Below are 25355 nucleotides of genomic sequence, written 5' to 3'. Positions count from 1 at the left end.
TGACCTCATGAGCGACTACGACCTGGTGATCACGAACGCGCGCGTGGTGCGCCCCGGCCACGCCGAGCCCGAGCGGCTCGACGTCGCGGTGAAGGACGGCGTCTTCGCCGCCGTCGAGGCCGGCCTCGACACGACCGGCGCCGAGGTGCTCGACGCGGGCGGCAAGCTGCTCTTCCCCGGCGTCGTCGACGTCCACCAGCACTGGGGCATCTACAACGAGCTGGGCGAGGACGCCGAGAGCGAGAGCCGCGCCTCCGCGCAGGGCGGCGTGACCTCCGGCATCACCTACATCCGCACGGGCGCCTACTACATGAACCGCTCGGGCCCCTACCGCGAGGTCTTCCCCGACGTCCTGGCCGCCACCGACGGCCGGGCCTACGTCGACTACGCCTTCCACGTGGCGCCGATCCTCGAGGAGCACATCGAGGAGATCCCGATGATGATCGAGGACTTCGGGGTGCCGTCGTTCAAGATCTTCATGTTCTACGGCAGCCACGGCCTGCACGGCCGCTCGGCCGACCAGGGCTCGTTCCTCATGCTGCCCGAGGACCAGTCCTACGACCTGGCCCACTTCGAGTTCGTGATGCGCGGCATCCAGCAGGCCCGCAACGACGAGCGCTTCGCCCAGGACCGCGACGCCATCTCGCTCTCGCTGCACTGCGAGACCGCCGAGATCATGCGGGCCTACACCAAGCTGGTCGAGAAGGACGGCACGCTCACCGGCCTGGAGGCCTACAGCGCCTCGCGCCCGCCGCACTCCGAGGGCCTGGCGATCACCATCGCCTCCTACCTCGCCCACGAGACCGAGCTGCCCAACATCAACCTGCTCCACCTCACCTCGCGCAAGGCGATCGAGGCGGCGATGATGATGCAGTCGACCTTCCCCCACATCGACTTCCGCCGCGAGGTCACCGTCGGCCACCTCGTCGCCGACTTCACCACCGCCAACCTCGGCGGCAAGGTCAATCCGCCGCTGCGCTCGCCTGAGGACGTCGACTCGCTGTGGGAGCACCTGCTCGCGGGCCACTTCTCCTGGGTCACCTCCGACCACGCCTGCTGCAAGGAGGAGACGAAGTTCGGCGACCCGAAGGACGACGTCTTCCTGGCCAAGTCGGGCTTCGGCGGCACGGAGTACCTCCTGCCCGCCCTGCTCACCGAGGGCCGTCGCCGCGGCCTGTCCTACGGCGCCGTCGCCGAGCTCACCGCCCGCAACCCCGCCGAGCGCTTCGGCCTGAAGCAGAAGGGCGACCTGGCCGTCGGCAAGGACGCCGACTTCTGCCTCGTCGACGACGACGTCACCTACGAGGTGCACGCCGCCGACTCCCTCTCCACCCAGGAGTACACCCCCTTCGAGGGCTTCGAGCTCACCGCCCGCGTCACCGACACCTACCTGCGCGGCTCCGCCGTGCTCCAGGACGGCGACGTCGTCGGCACCCCCCGCGGCCAGTTCGTCCGCCGCTCCGGCAACCCCGCCTGACCCAGCCGCGGCGTGCCGAGGTCCGGCCCCCCACACCACGACCTCGGTACGCCGCCACACCTCACCCCCACCCCCCGCCCCAACCCCGGTGGTTGAGGAGCGAGCGCCAGCGAGCGTCTCGAAACCACGCACGCATCCGGTGGTTGAGGAGCGAGCGCCAGCGAGCGTCTCGAAACCACGACCTCACCCAGCCATACTCACCCCGTGAAACCCCTCGCCTGGTGGCTAGCCTCCACCGCCCTCGTGCTCGCCGGCGTCGTCCTGCTCCTGACGACCCAGGCCGACCCGACCGGTGACGGCTGGTTCGCCTACGCCCCGCTCGACCCCCAGGCCGACTGGGTCATGGGCTGGGACGACACCGTGTCGGCCGACGCCACCTACTTGTCCACCTGGCAGCTCGTCGGCCTCGGCCTGGCCGCCCTCGGACTGGTCCTCCTCGCCGCCCGGGCCGGCTACGCCCGCGGCCGCCGAGCTGGAGCCGCTCAGCGATGAGTCCTCACCCCGCCGCCGGTCGAAGCTCCTGACGACGACCGAGGAGCACCACGTGACGCAGCTGGTCAGGGTCCACAACGTCACCGTGTCGAGCGACGGCTACGCCGCGGGGGAGGGCCAGAGCCTCGAGCGTCCCTTCGGCAGCGTCGACCCGATGGACCTCATGAGCTGGGCCGTGGGCACGGCGAGCTGGCCCGGGCGCAGCGAGCCGGGCGGCAGCCGCGGCCTCGACGACCACTTGGTCCGCGAGTTCCACCGCGACATCGGTGCGGAGATCATGGGGCCGCAACAAGTTCAGCCCCCACCGCGGCCCGTGGGCCGACGAGGAGTGGCAGGGCTGGTGGGGCGACGAGCCGCCGTTCCACACCCCGGTCTTCGTGATGACCCACCACCCGCGCCCGTCGTTCAGCCTGGGTGACACGACGTTCCACTTCGTCAGCGGCGACCCCGCGTCGGTGCTGGCCCAGGCCCTCGACGCCGCAGACGGCAAGGACGTCCGCCTCGGCGGCGGTGCTGACACCGTGCGCGAGTTCCTCGACGCCGGCCTGGTCGACACCCTCCACGTCGCGAACGCCCCGATCGAGATCGGCGGCGGCTCCCGGCTCTGGACCTCACCTGACGACCTCCTCGACCGCTACCACCGCGACGTCGTCCCCAGCCCCAGCGGCGTGGTCCACCACCTCTTCTGGCGCGACTGACCGTCCACCCGGCCACTCCGCAGCCCCACCGGCCCCACCCCGCACCTACCGTGAGCGCGTGCCCCGCCCACCCGTACGCCGCCCCGGCCGGGCCGCCCACGCCGCCGCTCGCTGGGGTGCGTTCGCGCTGCTGGTGCGGCCCGCCTACATCGTCACCGAGTTCATCGTCGCCGCAGCGACCACCGGGGGCTACAGCTTCGTCGCCGACTCCGTGAGCCGCCTCGGCGAGATCGGCTGCACCGCCGCGTACTGCTCACCGCGCCACGAGCTGATGAACCTCTCGTTCGTCGGCTTCGGATTGCTGCTGGCCGTCGGCGCGCTTCTGCTCGTCCGATCGCTCGGCTGGTGGGTCACCGCGCTGCTGGTGGTCTCCGGACTGAGCTCCGTGGCCACGGGCCTCGCGCCTCTTGATCGGGACGCCACTCTGCACGCCCTGGCCGCGACGCCACTTTTCGTGGCGCAGCCGGTCGCCATGCTGGCGCTCGGTGCACGTCTGCTGCGCCGCGAGCCGCGGTTGGCGAGAGGCGTGCTCACGACGGGCGCGGTGACCGCGGCCGCAGCCCTGGCGTTCATCCTGTCCGGCGAGGGCACAATCTCCGGCCTGCTCGAACGTCTGGCGCTGTGGCCCGTCCTCGTCGCGCTTGCAGTCGTCGCCTGGACTCGCATGCGGAGAAGCGCCGTTCCTTTGGCTCAGCGCTGACGGTGTTCCCACCAGCCGCAGCAGTAGCACCAAGCGCTGGTGGCGTGGGCAATGGCGGTCAGCGGCTCGCTGTCATCACCCCGCCCCCCGGGCCCGCCAGCGGGCTCGCCGTGGCCGCGTCATTCCGCCCAGAATGACGCGCTTGAAGTGCTGCATCGGGCGCTGTTGCGCTGCAGGACCGGAGGGTCAAGAAGGCGCGCGCCGCTATGGTCGCCGAGCCCAAAGCATTGCGGCAGGGAGTGCAACTCCGAAAGAAGCGTCGGTGGCCCTCGTTAGCCTTGCTTCGTGAGTGACGAGGAGTGTGGGGACGAGCCCGCGGGGCAGCCGGACAAGGCTAGCAACGGTGACGCTCTCGACGAGCTCCGCGAGGAGCTGCAGAAGCCGGTGGACGGTCAGGCCAAGGAGGTCACGCTGTCTCCAGAGGAATTGGCGCGCGTCAAAGAGTCGATGGCGCGGCTGCAGGGGGTACTGAATCCGAAGTTCAAGAGCGGTATCGCCGACCTCATCGGTGCGAACTCGTTCCTCAAGAAGTTCGAGCGGATGGGGCTGCCCGACTCCGCGTACAAGAGTCTTATGGGCCGACTGCCGGATTCCACCTTCACTGGCCTGCTGGGCAAGAACTTGGTGTCGAAGATCCATGTCGAGCCCGCCTGGGTGAATCAGATGAACCTCATCAATAGCGACGCGTACAAGATGGCGGGGCTTGGGCAGTCCAACCTCACCCGCTTCAACTCGCTGCTAGCCGGAAATGCGATCTTCGACGTCAACGAGCGCACGGCAAAGATGCTCGCTCGGTTCTCCAACGAGCAGACGTCCCTGCTCCAGCGGATCGCTCCCCTCCTCGAGAAGGTGCGGATCGGCTTCTATCCCGGCAACCTCCGCGACATCGAGGGCATCGAGTTCGCTGAGGTCGAGGAGGTGGTGATGCTCGACGGCATCGCCCTCTACGGCGTACCTCGCCAGGAGATCGCGGAGAAGCTCCTCCGAGCCGAGAACACTGCCGACCGACGCAATATCCTCGGCAGGAGGTGGAAGGCCATTTCCTCCGACTGCCGTATCGCGCTCGCCGGTTGTTCGTCTTCCATCGCGTCGCCCTACCTGAGGTTCGCCGTCGGAGCGCTCGACGCCCTCGACGCCGCCAACCCCGACGCCGCGCAGGCAATGGCCGCGTCCGTGCTCGACACGGTGGTCAACGACTACTTCGGGAAGCAGCGGTACGACCTCACGCCGAACAGGAATACGACCGACGCTGGCGAGTACGACAACTTCACAATGCTGGAGTTCATCGCGTTCGCGCCCCTCTGGAAGGCCTACCAGCAGTATCGCCCGGATAAGGGGGATCTTGTCCCGCGAACCTTCAGTCGACACGCCTCCGTGCACGGGGTCGGATCCCGTCAGTTCTCCCGACGTAACGCCGTGCAGGCAGTGCTATTTGTGAGCAGCCTGCTGGTCTTCTTGGACGAGGAGGCCGCAGCCGTTGAAGTTGCATAGCCCGGCGGACCCTTCACGCCGCTCATCAAGACCCCAGAAAAGCTAGCTGTCGTCGTCACCCGCTCCGTGAAGCCCGCGGGCTAGAACTGGACGTGAGCGCCAGAGGCTAACTCGACTCCATGGCGCCCGGACGTGGCCGCGGGTGCGAGTTCACCCTTACGCCGCTTCTTCGGAGGCGTACCGCAAACCGCTACTTCACTCCGCAACTAGGCCGATAGTCATGCTGTTGTCAGCACCCGGGTAGAACGCAATCTCGGCCCCGGGGGCCGCTTCGGCCAGTCCAAGTGGGAGTGGAGGCATCCGAACAGTGCGCGCATATGGCCAATCAAGCGTGAGCACCTCCTCCCCGAGGGCGAGCTGCGGGCAGGTCGTTTCGACCAGGTACCCGTCCGCGTTGGCTTGCCATGCAGTTGCGAGGCTCGGACCGTCAGCAACCGTGAAAGTCACCTTCTCCCAGGTGATGGTCTCGGACTCGCCCGCGTAGATGCCGGCATGCCAGATCAGATCGTTCAGTTGGTCTGCGGTGACCTTGCCGATATCGGGCATCGCGAATGTCTCGCTGGAGAAGGGATCCAAGACGGTCAACGCCTCCGCGATCTGCAACAGCCAAGTCGCAATCGGTGGCGCACTCAACTGGGTCGCGGTCGCAAGCAGCTCCTGGACAGAGAGCTCGGGATCGTCATCATCTAGCACCAGACGAACCTCAAACTTGAATTCGGCATCGGCTTGGGCACTCGTGCCGGGAGTACCGCCGGCCGACGCCCTGTGGGCGGGGTCAACCGTCTCTGGGATCGGAACGCTTAGTCGATCCAACGCTGCGAGTTCGGATCGCACCCTGCGGGGATCGAGCCCGGCAGCGTCGTTGAGTCCGAGGGTCCACCCATCGGGTGCCTCCGTGGAGCCGAGCCTCAACTCAAGACGCAGGAGTCCACTCCGGGAGACGGCGACGAGGCGGCGGCCGCCTCCGACGCGCCCCTGCGTGCGTTCCTCGATATTGAACCTGACGCGATGCGCACCGGCTGGATCGCAGAGGACGATGTCGGGCATGCGTCCCGGGACGTCGACCGTCTCGCGGACATGCACAAAGCTGATCAGCCCCTCGTTGCCGCCTGGGTTCGAGAACGGACCACCTGAGTGGCGAACGACGGCCGGCACATTCTCGAGCGGCGCGCCCCACATGTCCCACTGGTCAAGCATTTCGGCCTCAGCTGATCCACTCTCGACTCGAAACTGAACATCCAGCGTGATCGGGTCATCTTCCAACGACTGCCGACCTCGGGGCACCGCAGACTCGATGTGCCAGCGGCCTCCCTCCATTGCCGTAACGCGGTGCTGGACACCTGCTGGATTGAGCTGATCCAGGGGCAGTTTTGTCTTGGACCCAGTTGTGATGATTGCCGTGTCGATGCGGTAGTGGTCGCTGACCATCTCGCGAACGCTGGCGAGCGCAAGGTCGCGGCGCCGGGCTGCGTCGAGAATGGTGAGACCATCCGTCCCCTCAATCGGCGAGGCCGCCAATACAGACTTCGCCATCAACGAGGATTCGAGGAAGTCAGGCTTCAGGAAGCGCTCCGTCACATGCGGAAACTGCGAATCGAGCGAGTTGAAGAACAGGTCGCCATCCCAGAAGACGGGGAAGGTGGCGCCAGACACGACCTTCGAGTTCCACCATTCGCGAGCGGGTTCAGTCGGGGTCCACACCGTGACGAGGGTGTACGAATGAATCGGCGTGCCCTGAGCGGGATGGGCGTTGAAGAACGTCGACCAAGACTGCTTTACCTGCTTGCGTTGGCCGCCGATGAGCGGAGTCGAGAATCGCTTGATTTGCCAGACTTGAAGCCCCCGGGGGGTACGACGGTAGACATCGATACCGCCATCTCCTTGACTCGGGTTGATCTGCCAAGCGTCGGGATACTGGTGCCGGAGCAGGAGGGCAGCCAGCTTCTCCACACCCTCACCGTTGACGTGTGCCAAGTGAGCCCAGTCGATAGCCACAAGAACACCATGCAGCATCCCGCCGACATCTCTGCCGATTCCGAGCTTATGGCGCAAACCTGACAACCTCACGTCGAGCTATCTGACCCAGCTGTCTCGTGGGGCGCCGCACGAATCGGTGACGCTGCGACCTAGCCCACTCCGCCGCGACCCACACTGCTTCCAGTGCTCGGAGCGGCCACCGCGGCCTAGCGTCAGGCAAGTGCCTCGCCCTTGCGCGGCGAACACGGCGAGGCTTTGCCGACCCGCCAGGTGACACCGATGAACACTCTCCTGCCGTTCCAGCCCGATGCGATGACGCCCGCCCAGCTCGCTGCGGTCTCGTACCTCGCTCGCTACTCCGGGCATACCCACACGCTGTACTCCTGCCAGTTGCGGCGCTGGTTCGCCTGGTGCGAGAGCAACACGCTCGACCCGCTCGTTGGGATCCAGCGAGCACATATCGAGCTGTACATCCGACACCTTGGCCAGGCCGGGCTGGTGGCGTCCTCGGTATGGACTTGACCCGCTCTGATGGACACCAGATTGTGAGCCGCAGGCTCACGAAGGGAGTCCAGACCGAGGCTGTTCGTCTGGTCCTGACCACCGACAAGGCGATGGCCGAGGTCGCTCGCGACCTCGGGATCAACTACAAGACCCTCGGCGCCTGGGTCCGCAAGGAACGCGAGCAGAAGACGCTCGACGCCCTGCCGGGCGCGCTCAGCGAGCATGAGCGTCTGGAGTTGAAGCGGCTGCGCAAGGAGGTCGCCGGCCTCAAGGTCGAACGCGAGATCCTGCGCAAGGCAGCCGCCTATTTCGCCAAGGAGACGACCAGGTGAGCCGCTTCCGGTTCGTCTGCGAACACCACGAGTCCTACGGGATCAAGCGGCTCTGCCAGGTGCTCGGCGTGAGCCGATCGGGGTTCTACGCCTGGACCACTCGCGGGCCGTCCACGCATGCTCAGCGCGACGCTGAGTTGGCAGCGGTGGTCGTTGAGGTTCACAGCCGTTCGCGGCGTACCTACGGCTCACCGCGGGTGCATGCCGAGCTCGGTCGGCTTGGGCACTGCACCGGCCGCAAGCGGGTCGCGCGTCTGATGCGTGAGCACGGCTTGGTCGGCGCGCACTCGCGCCGAAGGTGGCGCACCGGGAAGGCGAACACCGCCTGGGCACCCGACCTCGTCGAACGCGACTTCAACCCCGCCCGCCGCGACCAGCTCTGGGCTGCCGATGTCACGCAGTTCCGCACCGACGAAGGCTGGCTCCACCTCGCCGGAGTCATCGACCTCCACTCACGTCGCGTCGTGGGCTGGGCCATGGGCACCACGCCAGACGCCGACCTCGTCATCGACGCACTCGTGATGGCATTCGAACGACGGCGACCCGACCAACGACCCATCCACCACGCCGACCGCGGCGCGGCCTACACAAGCCTCGCCTTCGGCCAGCAGCTCGAGCGGCTCGGAATCGCCGCCTCGTTCGGCTCCACCGGCGACGCCTTCGACAACGCCGCGGTCGAGTCGACCTGGTCAGTCCTCAAGCGGGAACTGGCCTGGATCCACGGCCAGCACACCTGGCGAAGCCGGGACCTGCTGCGCTCGGCGATCTTCGACTACATCGAGGGCTTCTACAACACCACCCGCATCAAGCAGCGGCTCGGATACCGTTCACCCGCACAGTTCGAAGAGCAGGCCTCGGCCTGAAAAACCGTGTCCACCGGAGCGGGTCAAGTCCAGTAGTCACCTCGATGCACGCCGTCCGGGGGTACTTCCGCTACGCCCACATCGACGGACTTATCGTCTCTGACCCTGCCGTCTACGCGCGCCTGCCGAAGGTGCACCGTGACGAGTCCCGCACCCAGGGACTGGACCGCCTCGAGCTCATCCGGTTCCTCCAGGTCGCCCAGACGCTCACCGTCCATCACGGTGCTCTGGCGTTCCTCCTTGGCATCAATGCCCTTCGAGCATCGGAGGCGGCCGCCGTTCGGATCGAGGACTACTCCGAAACTCTTCGCGGGCACCGAGTGCTGCACCTCGTCGGGAAGGGCGACAAGCCAGCCACCATGCCGGTCACGGTTCCCGTGCTGCGCGTGCTCGAGGCCTGTCGTGGAAGCCGTACCGAGGGCCGACTCATTATGAGACCCGTGTCCGGCAAGCCCATCGATAGGCGAGACGCCTACCGGATGGTCGCCCGCATCGCGAAGGCAGCTGCCATCCCACGACACATCAGCCCACACTCGCTCCGACACGCAGCCATCACCAACGCCCTCGACGCCGGCGTCCCGTTACGCGACGCCCAGATCCTTGCCAGACACTCCGACCCGCGTACCACAGAGCACTACGACCGGGCTCGCGGAAACCTTGACCGCCACGGCGTCCACTTCCTTACTGCCTACGTCGCCGGGGTCTAGGCGAGAGCGGACGCGGACGGCGAGAGCGTGCATGAAAACGCCCACTATGACGTCGTCTTCTGCCCGATAGGCCCGGGTTGCCCGCATGCCCGGTAAGCGTCCGCTTAAGGCATACGCTGCCCATCGATGCGTAGGTCAAACTCTGGATCCTGGACTGCTCCCCGGCTTTCGGGTCTGCGATCTCACGTGGGCTTGTTGACAATGCCCTTTGCATCATTGATGGCCTTGATCTTCGCCTCGATCGCCGCGTTACCTATGCCATAGAGAGCGACAACCACATGCTTGAGGATCTCGGCGTCATCCAATACGTCATTCGTAGTCAGTACGTCCTGGTGGCTGCCTTCGTTGCCGATCCACTTCACCGCCATGAGCGCATCCGCCATCGGCTTGTCGGTCTTGCTGAACCGCTCGATTCGGCCGTGTGTCGTCCCTGACTTGGTAACGCCCTGATCATCGAGGATCTCCTCGACTGCGTATCGCAGGCGGTTTGCCGCCGAGCTAGGGCTCGCCCACATCACGATAGACGCAGCCCTGACGGCCTCCCTGATGGAGTCGGGCGTGGCGGGCGGAACGTGGAACAAGCGGAGTGCCGGCTCAACGAAGTGCACCTGCAAGAACGTCTGATAGCGAGAGTCGCTCGGGCGCTCCCATTGCTCGTCGACGTACGCCCGCCCGGCTACAACTGCGCCTTCCTGGCATCCGCTGTCGTCGCACCGTAGATGGGCAGTGAAAGCGCCGCCGTGATCGACCTCCGCCAGGGGTGGGTAGGCAGGCGCTGTCATCACGTGAGATGCCCACGTCACCTTCACCGCGCCATCGAGCCGCAGGTTGCCGACCTCGCACGTCGGGCAGGGGACGGTCGGCCAGTACTTCTCCGTCAAGAGTCCCGTGAACTTGCTCAGGTGCATTGCCACGAGGCGAATCTACGTGCGGCAGACACCTCAGACGAAGCGTTCTTCATCCGCCGTGACGGAGCCCTGCATCATTCCGTGTCGGTGCCAGCAATCGCGTCAAGTGTCGTCATGCCACCTTTGGGAGGATGCACGATGCTCGAGCCAAGGAGCGTTCGACAGGGCAGCGTCGGAATCACGTTGATGGGTCCGTCGGAGGCCAGTTCGGCTGGTTGCGAGGGGACGTCTGGCTCGTGAAGGTGATGGGCCCGTGATCGGTAGCCATGGCTGCAACGGGGACCGCACGGTAGTGCCTGCTCCGAGCGGCGGCCAGTGCGCACCGCCACACGTCCGCGTCGACACCGGTAGGGCGTTCGGGATTGAAGTCCTTCTCCTCGGCACCGCCGGCCATACGGCGGAGCGCGGTGGCATTGTGCTCGGGAAATGAACGCGATGCAATCGATCCGTGATCCCGGCTCTCGAGCCCGTACTCAGTGACGGCCCAACCATCTGTCACCCACTCGTCGAGCGCGCCGCTCATCCAGCTGTGGGGCGTATGGCGCCGCCCACTGATTGCCGCCTCCAAGGCATCAACCAGGTGATTCATCGCGACCGTGGGATCGAGCTCTCGAACCAGCGCTCCATGACCGGCCACCACCATCGCTTCGGCGAGCGCACTCCAAGCGTCGGCAGGCTGCTCCCACGGGAGCCACAGTGCTTCGGCCGGGGACCAAGACCCGCCGGTACCGGTTGGCCTCTCCAACTCGATTTGGATCGCGGGCGACGCCGTGTCGCGGTAGTTGTCGAACGCGTTCCCGCTGCGCCACACACTCGATAGGTCAGCCCACCTGATTCGTACGCGCGGTCCCTCAAGCTCCGCGCCAGCGGGGATCATGACCGATCCGAACCACAGCGCCCGCATGTCGGCAGCCACCTCAAACAGTTCCGCCACAGTGTCGAACGCCAAGTGGTCGCGCGCCCGGGTGACGACGTCAAGAGCCTCTTGGTCCCGCTCTTCCACTTGATGTCCGAACTGTCGCGTGAGGTCGTCAATGCGCGTGCGTAACTGGGCGGTCTCTTCCCGCAACTCACGAGTTTGTGTGTTCACTTCGTCCTTGGCTGCCTCGACGACGGTTTCCCGTACGTCTTGAGTGAAGTGGCGCTGCAATACGAAGATCACCACGGCGAGAAGCAGTGCGGTGCCGACATTGGTGAGTGTCGTCAGGAGGACGATCTGCCAAGCGCCGTAGGCGGGATCGTCGCTCCATCTCGTCAGGGCAAAGGGCGCTAGCGTGACCGCGCTGCCAATGAGAACCACTCCAGCCAAGACTCCCCCACGGAGATGTTGCTGGCCCGCGTGTCGATTAAAATCATCGCCGGACTCACGTGGGGCTGGGCGATTGGCGTCTGGCACGGCGTCACCATGTCGTCGCTCGGAGGCTCAGTCAAGGTGAAGATCAGGAACTGGAGGCGTTGCTAGTCGCGCGGAGGCCCTGCGCTGTCATCTGCGACGCATCGGCCGTCCGGGCGGGGCGGTGATGCCCTTCACCCACTCCCCGACGTGCCTCAAAGCGCCGCCTGTCGGCGCGTGTCCGACTTACCGGATCTGCCGATGAGCGGATCTGGGATGGAGACCGTTACTGCTGCTCCAGGCCGCGGTAGCCGGACTTGAGTCGCCACCCCGTGAGGGTCGCTTCGACTCCGTTCAGGGCGCCGGCAATCAGATCATCAGCGTGGTCTGCGCATAGAGGCCAGGTGAGAGCAAGGTCCTGAACTGTGACGGACAGTTCGACGCCCCACCGGAACTTACCGAACGGCTCGCGCCACTCGCCAGAGGTTGCCGCTTGACCACAGTCCGGAACGCGACACGCTTCGTCCATGGTCGGAGCATACGAGCGCTCCTTCCTGATGTCCGGACCTGCCGCGGCTCCCTCGACCGGATCTGTTGATGAGCGGACGACTCGGGAAGGGCAAGGTCTAGCCTGAGGCGGTGGGCATGACACAGGAACTCGCTGGTGGTCTGGCAACACGCATTCCTGCCCTGAAGAGCGGGTCGTTGTCGGTCTTCGGAGACATCTTCGGGGGACGCATGGACAACATCCACGTGATTGTCGGCGTCCGACCCGTCGACGCAGAGTGCTTGGTCCTCGACTTCGATGGCGGAGAAACCCTGCACGTCTGGAACCCGAGCGGAGTAACGGCCTCTGCGGTCGAGTTCACGATCCAGGGTGCCACTCGAGTGCGGTGGGAGTGGTTCTACTACGGGCGGGAGCAGAGCCCGGGGAACCGTTACTTCATCGAGCACGTCCGGGTGGGCGACGTCATCACCGCAAGGACCGACGCCGATTGGGCACCGCGGAACTTCTCTCCCTCGTTGCAGCGCCCTGCTGTTGAGCTGTTGGGCTTCTAGCGAGCGGCACACTCATACCGCAGGTTCGCGCAGATCTGCCGATGAGCGGATGACCCTGCCCATAGGGTCGTCTGCATGATCGTCGACGGCGTAGATCCTCGGGACACCCGGTGGGAAGTCGACTGGCCGGTCTACCGCGTCTACTTCTGGCATCAGCCGCCCGCACCGGCTGGCGTCGCGCAGGAGCACGTGATGTGGCACTGCGATGAGTACCGATTGAGCGACGTCACTGATGTCGAGGAGGTTCTCGATTGGGCACGGAACCGGGCACGGTCAGACCAGACCTTCGTCATCTACGTCGAGCAGCGTGACGGTCAACGGAGCGGGCTCGTGCGCCTGTTCGGAGTCGACCCCAACAGCACCGCTTGAACGCCCAGGTCTGCTGCGGTGAGTTCGCGGATCTGCCGATGTGCGGACGTCGCCCCCGGACGGAGGTCAGCCCGGACCGCGCCTAAACCACAGTCGGCGCTTCGGCTGATTTGCCGTTGAATCAGGTGCGAGGTGCGGTAGGCCGAACTCTAGGGCAAGGGCCTTCGTCTGGCCGTTGTCGAAGTCGATCCAGACCGTAGGCACGTCTCTGTGGCGCCCTACGCGCCCGACGGCTCCCGTGCCGAAGGTGCCGTGAACCACCCGTGCGCCCTCGACGAGCCAAGGTGGTGCCTCGACCGCAGGGTCCGGATCCCATTCAGGCATGGCACGCAGTATCGCGCACCTTCCGGCGTGCGACGTCCTGACAAGCAGTTACCGGATCTGCCGCGTTGAGGGCGGCTACGCTCGCCTGGATCTGCTTGTTATGCCGGTGATTTTTGCGCGCATTCTCTCGTTTGCCAATTCGCACTAGCCTGAACTTGTGTCCCAGAAGTCGGATCGTCGGCAGGCACGCGAGGCGGTGGCGGCCTACCACGAGGCGGAGCTCGCCGGACTCGTCGCGCGCGTAGCCGAGGCGGTGGACCGGTTCCGGAGCGGCGAGCTCAAGGCCTTCGACGTTGACGAGGTCTTGTTCCAGTACTCACGTGCCGCGAAAGAACTCTGGAAGTTCTGCAACATCGGTAACGTCCAGGTGACCGCGGGCCAGCTGCTCGGAGCTCCGCCGATCGACTGGTGGGAACGCGGAACCCCAAGACGCGCAAGACGTTCCGTCGACGACGTGCCGACCAGCGAACTGGAGTGACCGCCACGCGGCCTGACGAGCGACATTCCGCCGCTTGCATGCCTCACTGGAGGATCCCCCGTTCCGCGCCCGGCGGTGGCAGGTTGCTACTACCGTCGGCGCATGACGAATGTGCCCGTTACCGATCGCGTTTGGGTCGAGGATCGGGGTCGTTGGTATCCCGGCGTCCTAGAGACGTGGAACACCCGCGACCGCGCCTTACGGGCATGGGTGTCATATGCCGTGCCCATCAACGGATGGCCCGGCGGGTGGTACAAGGTGCAGGACGTGCTCAGCGTTCCCGAGGACGAAGATCCGAATGACGAGGGCAAGAGCTGGATCGCGAGGGTCGAAGCCGCTCGCAGCACGTGAGGTCTAGGCAGCTACGGGACGGGTGCAGTCATTCCGCCGCTCGAGGGCGCCGACTGGCTAGTTGTCAGACGCAGTGATTCACCGGACTGCTGCCGATTGTCGGAGGTGCGTGGTGAGATCCATCCGTGACATCACCGGTTCCGCCAGCGAGTTCCCGCCTGCGTCTAGATCCGGCCGAGGCTACTCGGATCCTGCGTCAGGCTGGCCTGGAGCCACTGATCCCATATCCGGGCGCACACAAACCGTGGCCCTCAGTTCATCTGCGATGCGGACGGACTATCGCGCCGCTGCTCAGCAACGTTCGCCGACGCGGCACGGCCTGTCGTCAGTGCGCGGCATGGGCGCGCGGCGCGGCCCGTCGCGCCCAACACGCCGCCGAAGCGGCAGCGTCCATGGTCGACAACGGTTTCGAACCCCTAGCTGCCTATCCCGGTGCTGGTAAGCCGTGGCGCTCACGGCACCTGCCCTGTGGGCGCGAGGTCAGCCCCACTCTGAACGCTGTTCGTCGTCGGTCGGGAAAGGGGTGCCGCACCTGCAGCCTGGCGGCTCGCGGCTGGCAGACATGGAGTGAGGCGGACGCAGCGAACTTCTTCGACTCCGTCGATCTAGAGCCACTTGAGCCGTACCCCGGCTCCACTTCAAAGCCCTGGAAGGCGAGGCACAGTCCTTGTGGCCGGACGGTGTCGCCACGGCTCGGAAACGTAGCTCAGGGGCAAGGGCCGTGCCGAGATTGCGGGCTCGAAGCGACGCATCGGGCACTGCGTCTGGATGAAGTCGTCGCGACAGATCTCATGGCGAAGGCCGGGCTCGAACCACTTGCGCCCTTCCCAGGCGTTGATGCGCCTTGGCGCTGTCGACACATGCCGTGCGGGGCCGAGGTCGCACCTTCGTACTCCAACATCAAGCGCGGCCAAGGTGGATGCGTTGAATGCGCTGGCCAAGCAGCTGCTCTCCGGCTTCGCATGCCCGAGGAGGAAGCGATGGTGGTTTTCATCGAGGCTGGGCTTCGACCGCTCGACGAGTATCCGGGCAGTTCTCTACCTTGGAAAGCCACTCACACCTGCGGCGGAATAGTGAGCCCCACGCTGGGGAACGTTCGTGCGGGCCGTGGGATCTGTCGCTACTGCAATAGTGCCTTTCCGTTCGCCAGCGAGGCGGACCTGTACTTGATCGGCGACGGAAGCGCCCTGAAGATCGGCATTGCGGCTCCGGGATCGGACAGGCTCCCCGCACATCGCCGACGAGGCTGGCAGCATTTGTGGTCAATCCGCCTTGCGACAGGCGACGACGCGTACAACCTTGAGCAAGCTGTCCTGAGCTGGTGGCGCGACGAACTCTTCCTACCGCCGTACTACTCGACTTCCGAGATGCCCCAGCAAGGTGCCACCGAGACCGTGGCGGCGACCAAGATGACACCGGACGAGGTGTTGGAGTTTGTCGTTCGCCGCTTGGAGGAGCAAGGCGTGCGTTCTCCGCGCGTCTTGGTGCCGAGCGAAGCACCTGCGCCTCTCGTCAATCCCACGCTCAACGAGTCAGCGAGTAGCTGAGCCGATGTGCGTCAATCCGCCGCTTATGCACCCGCTCGCGCCAGCGTCTCTCGGGCACCCCTCACCACGGCGCCGTCGATCAGCCGCCCCGCGCTGTCCAGGGCGACGCTGCTGCCTGAGGCCTCATAGCGCCCGACGACGTCGCGGGCTGCGGCGACCTCGTCGGCGGTGGGGGTGAGGGCGTCGTGGATGACGGGCACCTGGGCGGGGTGGATCGCCGTACGGGAGCGGAAGCCGAGGTCGACCCCGAGGTGGGTGCTCTCGGCGAAGGCCTCGAGGTCGCGGAAGTCGGTCGACGTCGGGGCGACCGGGGCCTCGAGGCCGGCGGCGGCGCCGGCGACGACGACCTGGGTGCGCAGGGCGAGGACCACCGCCTCGGTGCGGTGGGTGCGGGTGACGCGGAGGTCGCCGAGGAGATCGACCTCGCCGATGCCGAAGGCGGTCAGGGCGGGGTGGGTGGACATCTGCTGGAGGGTCTGGAGGCCTTCGGCGGACTCGATGAGGGCTACCACGCTTGGTGGTTTCGAGACGCTCGCTGGCGCTCGCTCCTCAACCACCGGGCGACCGCTCGCTGGCGCTCGCTCCTCAACCACCGGGCGATCGCTCGCTGGCGCTCGCTCCTCAACCACCGGGCGATCGCTCGCTGGGGCTCGCTCCTCAACCACCGCGGGGGTGGGTGGTTTCGAGACGCTCGCTGGCGCTCGCTCCTCAACCACCGCTTTCTCCTCGACCACCGGGTGACCGCTCGGGTCGTGGTTTCGAGACGCTCGCTGGCGCTCGCTCCCTGACCACCGGGGGTGGGCGGTGAGGGCGTCGAGGGCGGCGGGGGTGGCGGTGGCGAGGAAGAGGCCGTCGAGGTGGGGGTGGAGGACGGCGTCGAGGTCGGCGGTGAGGGCGGCGGGGTCCACGCGGACCCAGGCCTGGGCGCCGGTGGTGGGGTCGCGGGCGTCGAGCCAGCGGCGTACGGCCTCGCGGGCCTCGGCCTTGGCGGGCAGGGGCACGGCGTCCTCGAGGTCGAGGACGACGGCGTCGGCCTGGCCGCCGGCGGCCTTGTCGAAGAGGTCGGGGCGGTTGCCGGGCACGTAGAGGAAGGAGCGGGGGAGCACGGGGGTCCTTAGCGGAGGCGGTCGGTGATGTCGTTGGCGGCCTCGACCACCAGGCGGGTCTGGCGCTCGTCGGCGCCGTCGGCGAGGTCGGCGTAGCGGAAGACCGGGCCCGAGGAGCTGACCGAGCCGAGCACGTTGCCCGCGACGTCGAAGAAGGGCGCGGCGATCGAGGCGGCGCCGGTGTTGCGCTCGTTGAGCGAGACGGCGTAGCCGCGCTCGCGGGAGGTGGCGAGGTCGGCGAGGTAGGCCTCGACGTCGGTGTCGGGCTTGAGCGCGACCAGCTGGCGCACGGCCTCGTCGATGAGCGGCTGCGGCAGGTGCGCCAGGATCGCGCGGCTCGACGCGCCCGAGTGCAGCGGGAAGCGGGGGCCGATCTCGACCACCATCTTGATCTCCTGCGGGCTCTCGAACTGGTCGAGGTAGATGCGCTGGTCGCCCACCAGCACCGAGAGCGTCGTGGTCTCCCGGGTCGCGTCGCGCAGCTTGCGCAGCACCGGCGAGGCCACCGAGCGCACGTCGAGCTGGCTCCAGGCCCGCGCGGCCAGCCCCGCCGCGGCCGGGCCGAGCACGTAGCTGGAGCCGCCGGGCACGGGCTGCACCAGCGAGCGCGACGACAGCGACTGCAGGATGCGGTGCACCACCGCCTTGCTCAGCGCCAGGTCGCGGGCGATGCGGGAGACGCCGAGGGGGTCCTCGGAGCGCGCGAAGAGCAGCAGCACGTCGGCGACCCGGTCGGCCGACTCCGTTCCGCCCGGGGTCTCCCGGGCGGCCTCTCCGCGGATCGGGTCTGTGCTCACGGCGCCTTCTTTCGTCGTAGCGTTTCGCTGACCGGAACTGTAACGCTTGCGTTTCGCGGGGGATAGCCCCTAGAAATCCCCGTGAGAGGCGTGCATACTCACTGGAACGTCGATCGAGGGCCACTCGGGTGCCCGTCAGACGCTCCGCTCAGCGGAACGCACCGACTCAGGCCACTGTTCCCCCAAGAGGAACGCACACTGTGCCCCAGGCACGAAAGGTTGGTCCAGCACCATGAAGAAGGTCTCCCTCGCCGCGGCGCTCGCCGCGAGCGCCCTCGCCCTCTCCGCCTGCGGTGGCTCCGGCTCCTCCGGCAGCGCCGACGGCGAGATCATGATCGGTGCGGTCCACCCGCTCACCGGCGCCCTGGCCGGGGTCGGCTCGCTGATGAACAACGGCGCCCAGATGGCCGTCGACGACATCAACGCCGCCGGCGGCATCGAGGCCCTCGACGGTGCCCAGCTCACCCTCGGCGAGGGCGACAGCAAGGGCGTGGCCGACAGCGGCCAGAGCGAGGCCCAGCGCCTGATCAGCGAGGGCGCGGTCGCCCTGGTCGGCACCTACCAGAGCGACGTCACCGCCAACGTCTCCGCCGTGGCCGAGCGCTCCGGCGTGCCGCTGGTCATCGACGTCGCCGTCGACGACTCGATCCTCGAGCAGGGCTACCAGAACACCTTCCGCATCCAGCCCAACGCCACGAGCATGGGCACCGACGGCGCCAAGGCGCTCATCGCGCTGGCCGAGGCCAACGACGAGCCGATCGAGTCGGTCTCCTACATCCACATCGAGGGCGCCTTCGGCCAGAGCGTCTTCGACGCCTTCGCCGAGGAGGCCGAGGCCAACGGCGTGGAGGTGCTGGAGGAGGTCACCTACCCCGGCACCAACTTCACCGACGCCACCACCCAGGTGCGCGAGGCCGTCGCGGCCGACCCCGACGTCATCGTCGCCACCGGCTACTACCCCGACAGCCTCCTCATCGCCCAGGCCGTCGAGGCCCTCGGCCCCGACGTCGACGCCGTCTACGGCGTGGCCAACGGCGGCTTCGACGACGGCGCCTTCCCCGGCGACGCCGGCCAGGCGGGCAACCAGGTGCTCAGCGCCAACTACCACTACGCCGCCACCGACGAGCGCGTGCAGGACATCCGCACCCGCTTCGAGGAGGAGTACGGCAAGCCCATGGAGACGGCCTCGATGCTGTCCTACCAGGCCGTCGTCGTCATCGCCCAGGCCCTCGAGGAGGCCGGCTCCGACGACCCCGAGGCCGTGCGCGAGGCGCTCGCCGGCATCGAGGTCGACGACCCGCTGCTGGCCTTCGACGGCCCCATCACCTTCGACGAGACCGGGCAGAACGAGAACGCCACCGTCATCGTCATGCAGATCCAGGACGGCGAGGTCGAGCAGGTCTTCCCCGAGGACTTCACGACCAGCGAGCCCGTCTACCCGACCAACCGCTGAGGCGGCCCCCGCCGTCAGGAACGGATGACACCCGGATGACAACGAGCCCCACCGCCACCGATCCCGGAGGCCCCACCACCGTGGAGCCCGACCGGGAGCGCCGCAGCCTGACGCTGCCGGCGGCGCCCCTCTTCGTCCTGGCCGCCGTCGTGGTCGCGCTGGCCCTCGTCTACACCGTGGGCCAGCGCGAGACCGGCCTGGTCACCCAGTCGGTGGCCACCGGCCTCCTGCTCGGCGGGGTCTACGCCCTCGTCTCGGTCGGGCTCACGCTGATCTTCGGCGTGCTCGGCATCGTCAACTTCGCCCAGGGCGCCATGCTCACCATGGCCATGTTCCTGGTCTACGAGATGTCGACCTCCGGCGGCATCCCGGTCTACGTCGCGACGCTGCTGGCGGTGCCGGTGATGTTCCTCTTCGGCGTGCTCGTGCAGGCCACCCTGCTCAACAAGCTGACCATGGCCGGCAACGAGGAAGGCCCGCTGCTCATCACGCTCGGGCTCTCGCTGCTCATCGTCAACGTGCTGCTGATGATCTTCGGCGGCCGCCCGCTGCGCGTGCCGGGCTCGGTCAGCGGCCGCGTGGAGATCCTCGACGCGATCATGTCCTACGAGCGGCTCATCGCCTTCGGCGGAGCGCTGCTCGTGGCCGGGGCGCTGACCCTGCTGCTGCGCGGCACCTCCTTCGGCCTCTCCATCCGCGCGGTCTCCGCCAACACCCAGGGCGCCTCCCTGGTCGGCGTCGACGTCAGCCGGGTCTACGCCCTGACCTTCGGCATCGGCTCGGCCTGCGTGGCCGTGGCCGGCGGCCTCATGGCGCCCTTCCTCAGCCTGACCCCGTCGGTGGGCGAGCAGTTCACCATCCTCGCCTTCGTCATCGTCGTGCTCGGCGGCCTCGGCAACGTCGCCGGCGCCGTCGTCGGCGGGCTGATCATCGGCCTCGTGCAGACCGTCGGGGCGCTCTACCTGCCCGGCACCGGCTCGCTGATCCTGGTCTTCGGCGTCTTCGTCCTCGTCCTCTTCTTCCGCCCCCAGGGCATCTTCGGAGCGACCCGATGAGCGCCACCAGCACCGCCGGCACGCCCGGCACCCCCGCCCCCGGCGCCACGCGCCGCCCCAGCGTCGGTCTCGACGACCCGCGCCTGAAGGACCGCTCCACCTCGCGCACCTACGCCGCGCTGGCGCTCATCGTCGCGCTGCTCGCCGTACTGCCCCTGCTCCTCGACGAGCAGACCGAGGCCGTGGCCATCCGCACCCTGATCTTCGCGATCCTGGCGGTGGGGTGGAACCTGATGAGCGGCTACGGCGGCATGTTCAGCTTCGGCCACGCCGCCTTCTTCGGCATCGGCGCCTACACCGACGCCTACCTCCTGGTCGAGCACGGCGTCTCGCCGTGGATCTCGATGCTGGTGGGCGCGGCGATCTCCGCGGCCGCCGGCACCCTCATCGCCTTCCTGTGCCTGCGCTACCGCCTGGCCGGGGCCTACTTCGCGCTGGCCACCTTCGCCTTCGCCCAGGTCTTCCTGCTCGCGGTGCAGAACCTCGACTTCCTGCGCCGCACCGAGGGCTTCAACGTGCCCCTGCTGCTGGAGGACTCCTGGTCGATGATGCAGTTCGAGCAGGGCAGCCCGATCTACTTCTGGATCCCGCTCGCCGTGCTCGCCCTCGGCCTCTTCGGCACGGTGGCCTTCGTCAACTCCCGCGCGGGGCAGTACGTGCAGGCCGTGCGCGACGACGAGGTCGCCGCCGCCTCCCTCGGCATCCGCGTCATGCGCTACCGCCTCGTCACGGTCGCGCTCAGCTGCGCCTTCACCTCGCTGGCCGGCGCCTTCTACACCCAGTACTACTTCTTCGTCGGCCCCGAGCAGGCCTTCGGCTCCGGGGTCTCGGTCAACGCGATCGTGCCCGCCGTCATCGGCGGCATCGGCACCGTCTTCGGCCCGCTCGTCGGCGCCCTGGTCGTCGGCCCGCTCTCGGAGTGGATCGCCCAGATCCTGCGCGACCCGCCGGAGTTCCTCGCCTTCCTCCAGGGCGTGACCGGCCTCGACGTCGCCATCTACGCCGCCCTGCTCGTCCTCATCGTGCTGTTCATGCCCAAGGGCATCTACGGCACCCTGCGCGATCGGTTCCGCTCATGACGCTGCTGCACGTGGAGTCGCTGACCAAGACCTTCGCCGGCCTCACCGCCGTGCGCGACGTCGACGTCGACGTCACCGACGGGGAGTTCCTCGGCATCGTCGGGCCCAACGGCGCGGGCAAGACCACGCTCTTCTCGCTGCTCGCCGGCCAGCTCGAGCCCACCCGGGGCCGCGTCGTCTTCGACGGCCAGGACATCACCGGCTGGGGGCCCGCCAAGGTCGCCTCCGTCGGGCTGGTGCGCACCTTCCAGCTGATGCGGCCCTTCGAGTCGATGAGCGTGCTCGACAACGTCGCCATCGCCGCCCACGGCCGCCACCGCTCCCGCACGGCCGCGCGACGCGCCGCGCTGGAGGTCATCGACCGGGTGCAGCTGGACCGCTACGTCCACTCCCCGTCGGGCAGCCTGCCCACCGCCGGCCTCAAGCGCCTCGAGCTCGCCCGCGCCCTGGCCCTCGAGCCGCGGCTGCTGCTGCTCGACGAGGTGCTCGCCGGGCTCGTGCCCGCCGAGCGCGCCCCCATGATCGAGCTGCTGCGCGAGATCCACGCCGACGGCATGACGGTGATGTTCGTCGAGCACATCATGGCCGCGGTGATGGCGCTCTCCGAGCGCCTGCTGGTCATGGCCGAGGGCGCCGAGCTCGCCCTCGGCGACCCCCACGAGGTCATCACCGACCCCCGGGTCGTCGAGGCCTACCTCGGAGAGGACTACGCATGAGCACCCCCACACCCGCTCCCACCCCGGGTACGGCGCCCGCGCCGCACCGCCCGCCGGGCGACTCCCTGCTGCAGCTGCGCGACCTGCACGCCGGCTACCGCCGCCTGGAGATCCTCCACGGCCTCGACCTGCACGTCGCGCGCGGCGAGATCGTCTCCCTCATCGGCGCCAACGGCGCGGGCAAGACCACCACGCTGCGCGCCGTCGCCGGGCTGGTCTCGGTCACCGGCGGCGAGATCCGCTTCGACGGCGCCGCGGTGCACAAGATGAAGCCCCACCAGGTCGTGCGCGCCGGGCTCGTCCACGTGGCCCAGGACCGCGCCCTCTTCGGCGACCTCCAGGTCATCGAGAACCTCGAGATGGGCGCCTACTCCCAGCCCCGCTCCACGGTGAAGGCCTCCCTGGAGGAGGTCTTCGACCTCTTCCCGATCCTCGCCGCGCGGCGGGCCCAGAAGGCCGAGACCATGTCGGGCGGGCAGCAGCAGATGCTGGCCATCGGGCGGGCCATGATGGCGCGCCCCACCTGCCTGACCCTCGACGAGCCGTCGGTGGGCCTCGCGCCCAACCTGGTCGCCCAGGTGCTCGAGGCCATCCGCCGCATCCGCGACTCCGGGGTCACCGTGCTCATCGTGGAGCAGAACGCCTCCCAGGCCCTCGCCATCTCCGACCGCGCCTACGTCATCGAGAGCGGCGCCATCGTGCTCGAGGGCACCGGCGCCGAGCTGGCCGACGACCCGCGCGTGCGCGAGGCCTACCTCGGGGTCTGACCCCGACCGCCCGGCCCGGCCGCACCGCCCGACCGCACCGGCCGACCGCACAGCCTGGCCGACCGGCCCGGCCGAGGCGGGCGCGAGCAGAGAGAAGAGGAGGGGAGCGCGTGGAGTTCCTGGTGCACATCGAGATCGTCTGGCCGCCCGAGACGCCGGTCGAGCAGCGCGAGGAGGTCTTCGCCCGCGAGCTGGCCCAGGGCCAGCGCCTCGCCGCCGCCGGACAGCTGCGGCGGCTCTGGCGCATCCCGGGCCGCTGGGCCAACTGGAGCCTCTACGACGTCGCCGACGCCACCGAGCTGCACGCCTGCCTGACCTCGCTGCCGCTGCACCCGTGGATGGACATCACCGTCCACCCGCTCGCCGCGCACCCCAACGACCCCCGCGCCCTGGGCCTCGGCCCCGAGGCGCAGCCGCCCGGCGCGGCCCCGCCGTACGCCGCGCCCGCCGCCACCGCACCGCCCGCCGGGCCGGCCGCAGCGCCGCCCGCCCGCACCACCGACCCGACCCAGGGAGACCCCGCCTGATGCGACTGCTCGCCATCACCCCCATCGTCGTCGACGACGCCGAGCTGGCCCGGCGCCAGGCGCGCTACGACGCCCTCGCACCCGCCGGCGTCACCGTCGTGCTCGAGCACCTCGACCCCGGCAGCTCCGGCAGCTCCGGGGGAGGCCCGACGGGCGAGCCCGACGCCCGCGCCCCGCGCCTGCCGCGCGCCCTCGACACCGCCGACGACGTGCGGGCCAGCGAGCGGGCGCTCCACGCCCGCTACGCCGCCGTCGACCCCACCGGCTGGGACGCCTACCTCCCCGACTGCGTGCTCGACCCGCTCGCCGACCTCGCCGACCTCGCCGAGGCCGATGGCGAGGGGGCCGAGGGCGAGGGCCTGGCCGGTCTCGCGCGACCGGTGCTCGGCCTGGGCCGGCTCACCGCGGCCTTCGTCACCGGCCAGGGCGCCCGCCTGGGCGCGGTGGCCCGCAACGCCCCGATCGCGGACGAGCTCGACCGCCGCCTGGGCCAGTACGCCGCCGCGACCTTCGCCCCGACCGCCGTGCTCGACCTGTCGGTCGACGACATCGCCGACGACGCCACCTGGGCCGCGGCGGTGGAGCGCGCCGTCGAGGACCTCGACTGCGACTTCGTGCTCAACGCGTGCTCGGCGGTCGACGTGGCCGAGCAGGCGCGGGCGCCGTACGTGCTCGACCCCACCGCCACCGCCCTGGCCCTCCTCGGGCTGCGGGCGCGGGTGACCGGCCGGCTCGACGACGCCGCCCCCGCCACGACCGCTGCCCCGGCCACGACGGGGGCGACCCGATGAGCGCGGAGGGTTCCGACCTCGTCGTCGCCGGCGCCGGCGGCGGGCTGGTGGCCGCGCTGCGCGCCGCCTCGCTGGGCCTCTCGGTGCTGGTCGTGGAGCGCAACGAGCACTTCGCCCGCGGCAACAACACCGCCATGTCGACGGCGATGGTGCCCGGCGCCGGCACCCGCTGGCAGCGCGAGGCCGGGGTGGAGGACTCCGCCGAGCGCTTCGTCGACGACATCCGCGCCAAGACCCACGGCCAGGCCGACGAGCGGCTCGCCGTGGCCCTGGCCGGGGTCAGCGCCCGGCTGGTGGAGTGGCTGGCCGACGAGGCCGGGCTGCCGCTCTCGCTGGTCACCGACTTCGGCTACCCCGGCCACTCCGCGCTGCGCTGCCACACCGTGCCCGGCCGCGCCGGCCAGGCGATGCTGGCCGACCTCGTGCGCGCCGTGCGCGCCAGCGACCTCGTCGACCTGCTCGTGCCGGCCCGGCTCGTCGACGTCGTGCTCGACGACGACGGCGCGGTGTGCGAGGCCGTCGTCGAGACCCCCAACGGCGAGGAGCGCGTGCCGACCCGCGCCGTGCTGCTGGCCACCAACGGCTTCGGCGCCGACCGCGAGCTCGTGGCCCGCCACCTGCCCGAGATCGCCGGCGCGACCTACCACGGCAGCGAGGGCTCCACCGGCGACGCCCTGCGCCTGGGCGAGCGGCTCGGCGCGCAGACCGCCTACCTCGACTCCTACCAGGGCCACGCCGCCCTCACCCCCGCCGCCACCCTGGCCGGCTGGGCCACCGTCATGCACGGCGCCGTCGTCGTCGACACCACCGGGCGCCGCTTCGGCGACGAGACCACCGGCTACTCCGAGTACGCCGCGGCGCTCCAGGCCGCCGAGGGCGGGCGCGGCTGGCTGGTGCTCGACGAGCGGATCCACGAGGCGTGCCAGTCCTTCACCGACTACCGCGACACCGTCGAGTCGGGGGTCACCCGCACCGCCGCCGACGTGGCCGGCCTGGCCGCCGCGATCGACGTCGATGCCGGCGTGCTGGGCGCGACGCTCGAGGCGGCCCGCGCCGCGGCGAGCGGCGAGGCCGACGACCCGCACGGGCGCACGCGGTGGGAGGCGCCGCTGGCTGCGGCGTACCGCGCCGTGCCCGTCACCCCCGCGCTCTTCCACACCCAGGGCGGGCTGGTCGTCGACGAGCACGCGCGCGTGCAGCGCGCCGACGGACCCGTGACCGGGCTCTACGCCGCCGGGGGCGCCGCCGCCGGCATCTCCGGGCACGGCGCCGCGGGCTACCTCGCCGGCAACGGTCTGCTCCCCGCCCTCGGGCTGTCGTTCCTCGCTGCCGAGCACGTCGCCGCGGGGCGCTGAGCCCGGGGGCGGCACGCCTTACTGACCGTTGCGACTACTGGCAGGGCGTTGTGACGGTCAGGTAGTGGTCGCAACGGTCAGTAAGACGCGGCCGCGGCC

The 25355-nt window shown here is 68.8% G+C and carries 27 protein-coding genes; 22 read left to right on the top strand and 5 right to left on the bottom strand.

Going from position 1 to position 25355, the window contains the following annotated elements; all coding sequences use genetic code 11:
- Positions 1–7: 7 nt before the first annotated feature.
- The 5 genes from ASF47_RS15835 (at position 8) to ASF47_RS15815 (ending at position 4858) form a co-directional block, all read left to right on the top strand.
- Positions 8–1477, top strand: a complete 1470-nt coding sequence (locus tag ASF47_RS15835) for a dihydroorotase (RefSeq protein ID WP_056865269.1) — start codon at positions 8–10, stop codon at positions 1475–1477.
- Positions 1478–1681: 204 nt separating this feature from the next.
- A complete protein-coding gene (locus ASF47_RS15830; protein WP_056864958.1) occupies positions 1682–1969 on the top strand; it encodes a hypothetical protein in 288 nt (95 codons plus the stop codon).
- 266 nt (positions 1970–2235) lie between these two features.
- Complete coding sequence (locus ASF47_RS15825) at positions 2236–2667, top strand: dihydrofolate reductase family protein (RefSeq protein WP_235558778.1); 432 nt, start codon at positions 2236–2238, stop codon at positions 2665–2667.
- A 58-nt stretch (positions 2668–2725) separates the two neighbouring features.
- The gene (locus ASF47_RS15820) at positions 2726–3367 is read left to right on the top strand and encodes a DUF998 domain-containing protein (RefSeq protein ID WP_082500402.1); all 642 of its coding nucleotides are present in this window, start codon (positions 2726–2728) and stop codon (positions 3365–3367) included.
- Positions 3368–3652: 285 nt separating this feature from the next.
- On the top strand, positions 3653–4858 hold the full coding sequence (locus ASF47_RS15815; RefSeq protein WP_056864956.1) for a hypothetical protein: 1206 nt from the start codon (positions 3653–3655) through the stop codon (positions 4856–4858).
- Between the two features lie 195 nt (positions 4859–5053).
- On the opposite strand, the gene ASF47_RS15810 is transcribed toward ASF47_RS15815, so the two are convergent.
- Positions 5054–6910, bottom strand: a complete 1857-nt coding sequence (locus ASF47_RS15810; protein ID WP_156697948.1) for a hypothetical protein — start codon at positions 6908–6910, stop codon at positions 5054–5056.
- 204 nt (positions 6911–7114) lie between these two features.
- On the opposite strand from ASF47_RS15810, the gene ASF47_RS15800 reads away from it, so the two are divergent.
- Genes ASF47_RS15800 through ASF47_RS15785 form a run of 4 tightly spaced genes read left to right on the top strand, consistent with a single transcriptional unit; the run spans position 7115 to position 9241 of the window.
- Entirely contained in the window at positions 7115–7357 is a 243-nt protein-coding gene (locus ASF47_RS15800) for a hypothetical protein (RefSeq protein WP_056864953.1), read from the top strand.
- Positions 7348–7671, top strand: a complete 324-nt coding sequence (locus ASF47_RS15795; RefSeq protein WP_082500401.1) for a transposase — start codon at positions 7348–7350, stop codon at positions 7669–7671. Before ASF47_RS15800 ends, ASF47_RS15795 begins: the two co-directional genes overlap by 10 nt.
- Positions 7668–8534, top strand: a complete 867-nt coding sequence (locus ASF47_RS15790) for an IS3 family transposase (RefSeq protein WP_056864952.1) — start codon at positions 7668–7670, stop codon at positions 8532–8534. Before ASF47_RS15795 ends, ASF47_RS15790 begins: the two co-directional genes overlap by 4 nt.
- Positions 8535–8578: 44 nt before the next feature.
- A complete protein-coding gene (locus ASF47_RS15785; protein ID WP_056864951.1) occupies positions 8579–9241 on the top strand; it encodes a tyrosine-type recombinase/integrase in 663 nt (220 codons plus the stop codon).
- 182 nt (positions 9242–9423) lie between these two features.
- Here ASF47_RS15785 and ASF47_RS15780 read toward each other — a convergent pair whose 3' ends face one another.
- Together ASF47_RS15780 and ASF47_RS15775 are read right to left on the bottom strand one after the other, a co-directional pair.
- Positions 9424–10149, bottom strand: a complete 726-nt coding sequence (locus ASF47_RS15780; protein WP_056864950.1) for a DUF4145 domain-containing protein — start codon at positions 10147–10149, stop codon at positions 9424–9426.
- Between the two features lie 178 nt (positions 10150–10327).
- Positions 10328–11449 (bottom strand): hypothetical protein, encoded by a 1122-nt coding sequence (locus tag ASF47_RS15775; protein WP_056864949.1) that lies wholly within the window; start codon positions 11447–11449, stop codon positions 10328–10330.
- Between the two features lie 672 nt (positions 11450–12121).
- Here ASF47_RS15775 and ASF47_RS15770 point away from each other — a divergent pair.
- The 5 genes from ASF47_RS15770 (at position 12122) to ASF47_RS21185 (ending at position 15610) form a co-directional block, all read left to right on the top strand.
- On the top strand, positions 12122–12541 hold the full coding sequence (locus ASF47_RS15770; protein WP_056864948.1) for a hypothetical protein: 420 nt from the start codon (positions 12122–12124) through the stop codon (positions 12539–12541).
- A gap of 75 nt (positions 12542–12616) precedes the next feature.
- Positions 12617–12910 (top strand): hypothetical protein, encoded by a 294-nt coding sequence (locus ASF47_RS15765; protein WP_056864947.1) that lies wholly within the window; start codon positions 12617–12619, stop codon positions 12908–12910.
- A 481-nt stretch (positions 12911–13391) separates the two neighbouring features.
- Positions 13392–13712 (top strand): hypothetical protein, encoded by a 321-nt coding sequence (locus ASF47_RS15760; RefSeq protein WP_056864946.1) that lies wholly within the window; start codon positions 13392–13394, stop codon positions 13710–13712.
- A gap of 102 nt (positions 13713–13814) precedes the next feature.
- Entirely contained in the window at positions 13815–14063 is a 249-nt protein-coding gene (locus tag ASF47_RS21190) for a hypothetical protein (RefSeq protein WP_156697946.1), read from the top strand.
- 962 nt (positions 14064–15025) lie between these two features.
- Positions 15026–15610 carry a hypothetical protein gene (locus ASF47_RS21185; RefSeq protein ID WP_156697945.1) on the top strand — a complete coding sequence of 195 codons (585 nt, stop codon included), beginning with the start codon at positions 15026–15028 and terminating at the stop codon, positions 15608–15610.
- Between the two features lie 23 nt (positions 15611–15633).
- Here the strand turns inward: ASF47_RS21185 and ASF47_RS20750 are convergent, their stop codons facing one another.
- A complete protein-coding gene (locus tag ASF47_RS20750) occupies positions 15634–16716 on the bottom strand; it encodes an HpcH/HpaI aldolase/citrate lyase family protein (RefSeq protein ID WP_082500400.1) in 1083 nt (360 codons plus the stop codon).
- 8 nt (positions 16717–16724) lie between these two features.
- The gene (locus tag ASF47_RS15740; protein WP_056864942.1) at positions 16725–17513 is read right to left on the bottom strand and encodes an IclR family transcriptional regulator; all 789 of its coding nucleotides are present in this window, start codon (positions 17511–17513) and stop codon (positions 16725–16727) included.
- 232 nt (positions 17514–17745) lie between these two features.
- On the opposite strand from ASF47_RS15740, the gene ASF47_RS15735 reads away from it, so the two are divergent.
- The 8 genes from ASF47_RS15735 (at position 17746) to ASF47_RS15700 (ending at position 25256) form a co-directional block, all read left to right on the top strand.
- Positions 17746–18966, top strand: coding sequence for an ABC transporter substrate-binding protein (locus ASF47_RS15735; RefSeq protein ID WP_056864941.1), 1221 nt, complete (start codon positions 17746–17748; stop codon positions 18964–18966).
- 35 nt (positions 18967–19001) lie between these two features.
- Positions 19002–20021, top strand: a complete 1020-nt coding sequence (locus tag ASF47_RS15730) for a branched-chain amino acid ABC transporter permease (protein ID WP_056864940.1) — start codon at positions 19002–19004, stop codon at positions 20019–20021.
- Positions 20018–21100: a branched-chain amino acid ABC transporter permease gene (locus ASF47_RS15725; RefSeq protein ID WP_056864939.1), complete on the top strand. Its 1083-nt coding sequence runs from the start codon at positions 20018–20020 to the stop codon at positions 21098–21100. The genes ASF47_RS15730 and ASF47_RS15725 overlap by 4 nt, the downstream gene beginning before the upstream one ends.
- The gene (locus tag ASF47_RS15720) at positions 21097–21816 is read left to right on the top strand and encodes an ABC transporter ATP-binding protein (RefSeq protein WP_082500399.1); all 720 of its coding nucleotides are present in this window, start codon (positions 21097–21099) and stop codon (positions 21814–21816) included. Before ASF47_RS15725 ends, ASF47_RS15720 begins: the two co-directional genes overlap by 4 nt.
- The gene (locus ASF47_RS15715) at positions 21813–22583 is read left to right on the top strand and encodes an ABC transporter ATP-binding protein (protein ID WP_235557719.1); all 771 of its coding nucleotides are present in this window, start codon (positions 21813–21815) and stop codon (positions 22581–22583) included. Before ASF47_RS15720 ends, ASF47_RS15715 begins: the two co-directional genes overlap by 4 nt.
- A gap of 110 nt (positions 22584–22693) precedes the next feature.
- Positions 22694–23110, top strand: coding sequence for a muconolactone Delta-isomerase (locus ASF47_RS20745; RefSeq protein ID WP_082500398.1), 417 nt, complete (start codon positions 22694–22696; stop codon positions 23108–23110).
- Positions 23110–23901, top strand: a complete 792-nt coding sequence (locus tag ASF47_RS15705) for a hypothetical protein (protein WP_056864938.1) — start codon at positions 23110–23112, stop codon at positions 23899–23901. Before ASF47_RS20745 ends, ASF47_RS15705 begins: the two co-directional genes overlap by 1 nt.
- On the top strand, positions 23898–25256 hold the full coding sequence (locus tag ASF47_RS15700; RefSeq protein ID WP_056864937.1) for an FAD-dependent oxidoreductase: 1359 nt from the start codon (positions 23898–23900) through the stop codon (positions 25254–25256). The genes ASF47_RS15705 and ASF47_RS15700 overlap by 4 nt, the downstream gene beginning before the upstream one ends.
- The last annotated feature ends 99 nt before the right edge of the window (positions 25257–25355 follow it).

Origin of the sequence: Nocardioides sp. Leaf285 (assembly GCF_001422955.1) — a bacterium.
Taxonomy (GTDB): domain Bacteria; phylum Actinomycetota; class Actinomycetes; order Propionibacteriales; family Nocardioidaceae; genus Nocardioides; species Nocardioides kribbensis.
This window is presented reverse-complemented; position numbering and strand designations above follow the sequence as displayed.

Excerpts from the sequence above, each read along its gene's own strand:
- ASF47_RS15835 (WP_056865269.1), top strand. The coding sequence starts at position 8 with ATGAGCGACTACGACCTGGTGATCACGAACGCGCGCGTGGTGCGCCCC.
- ASF47_RS15800 (WP_056864953.1), top strand. The coding sequence starts at position 7,115 with ATGAACACTCTCCTGCCGTTCCAGCCCGATGCGATGACGCCCGCCCAG.
- ASF47_RS15795 (WP_082500401.1), top strand. The coding sequence starts at position 7,348 with ATGGACTTGACCCGCTCTGATGGACACCAGATTGTGAGCCGCAGGCTC.
- ASF47_RS15785 (WP_056864951.1), top strand. The coding sequence starts at position 8,579 with ATGCACGCCGTCCGGGGGTACTTCCGCTACGCCCACATCGACGGACTT.
- ASF47_RS15780 (WP_056864950.1), bottom strand. The coding sequence starts at position 10,149 with ATGCACCTGAGCAAGTTCACGGGACTCTTGACGGAGAAGTACTGGCCG.
- ASF47_RS15765 (WP_056864947.1), top strand. The coding sequence starts at position 12,617 with ATGATCGTCGACGGCGTAGATCCTCGGGACACCCGGTGGGAAGTCGAC.
- ASF47_RS21190 (WP_156697946.1), top strand. The coding sequence starts at position 13,815 with ATGACGAATGTGCCCGTTACCGATCGCGTTTGGGTCGAGGATCGGGGT.
- ASF47_RS21185 (WP_156697945.1), top strand. The coding sequence starts at position 15,026 with ATGCCCGAGGAGGAAGCGATGGTGGTTTTCATCGAGGCTGGGCTTCGA.
- ASF47_RS15735 (WP_056864941.1), top strand. The coding sequence starts at position 17,746 with ATGAAGAAGGTCTCCCTCGCCGCGGCGCTCGCCGCGAGCGCCCTCGCC.
- ASF47_RS15730 (WP_056864940.1), top strand. The coding sequence starts at position 19,002 with ATGACAACGAGCCCCACCGCCACCGATCCCGGAGGCCCCACCACCGTG.
- ASF47_RS15725 (WP_056864939.1), top strand. The coding sequence starts at position 20,018 with ATGAGCGCCACCAGCACCGCCGGCACGCCCGGCACCCCCGCCCCCGGC.
- ASF47_RS15720 (WP_082500399.1), top strand. The coding sequence starts at position 21,097 with ATGACGCTGCTGCACGTGGAGTCGCTGACCAAGACCTTCGCCGGCCTC.
- ASF47_RS15715 (WP_235557719.1), top strand. The coding sequence starts at position 21,813 with ATGAGCACCCCCACACCCGCTCCCACCCCGGGTACGGCGCCCGCGCCG.
- ASF47_RS15705 (WP_056864938.1), top strand. The coding sequence starts at position 23,110 with ATGCGACTGCTCGCCATCACCCCCATCGTCGTCGACGACGCCGAGCTG.
- ASF47_RS15700 (WP_056864937.1), top strand. The coding sequence starts at position 23,898 with ATGAGCGCGGAGGGTTCCGACCTCGTCGTCGCCGGCGCCGGCGGCGGG.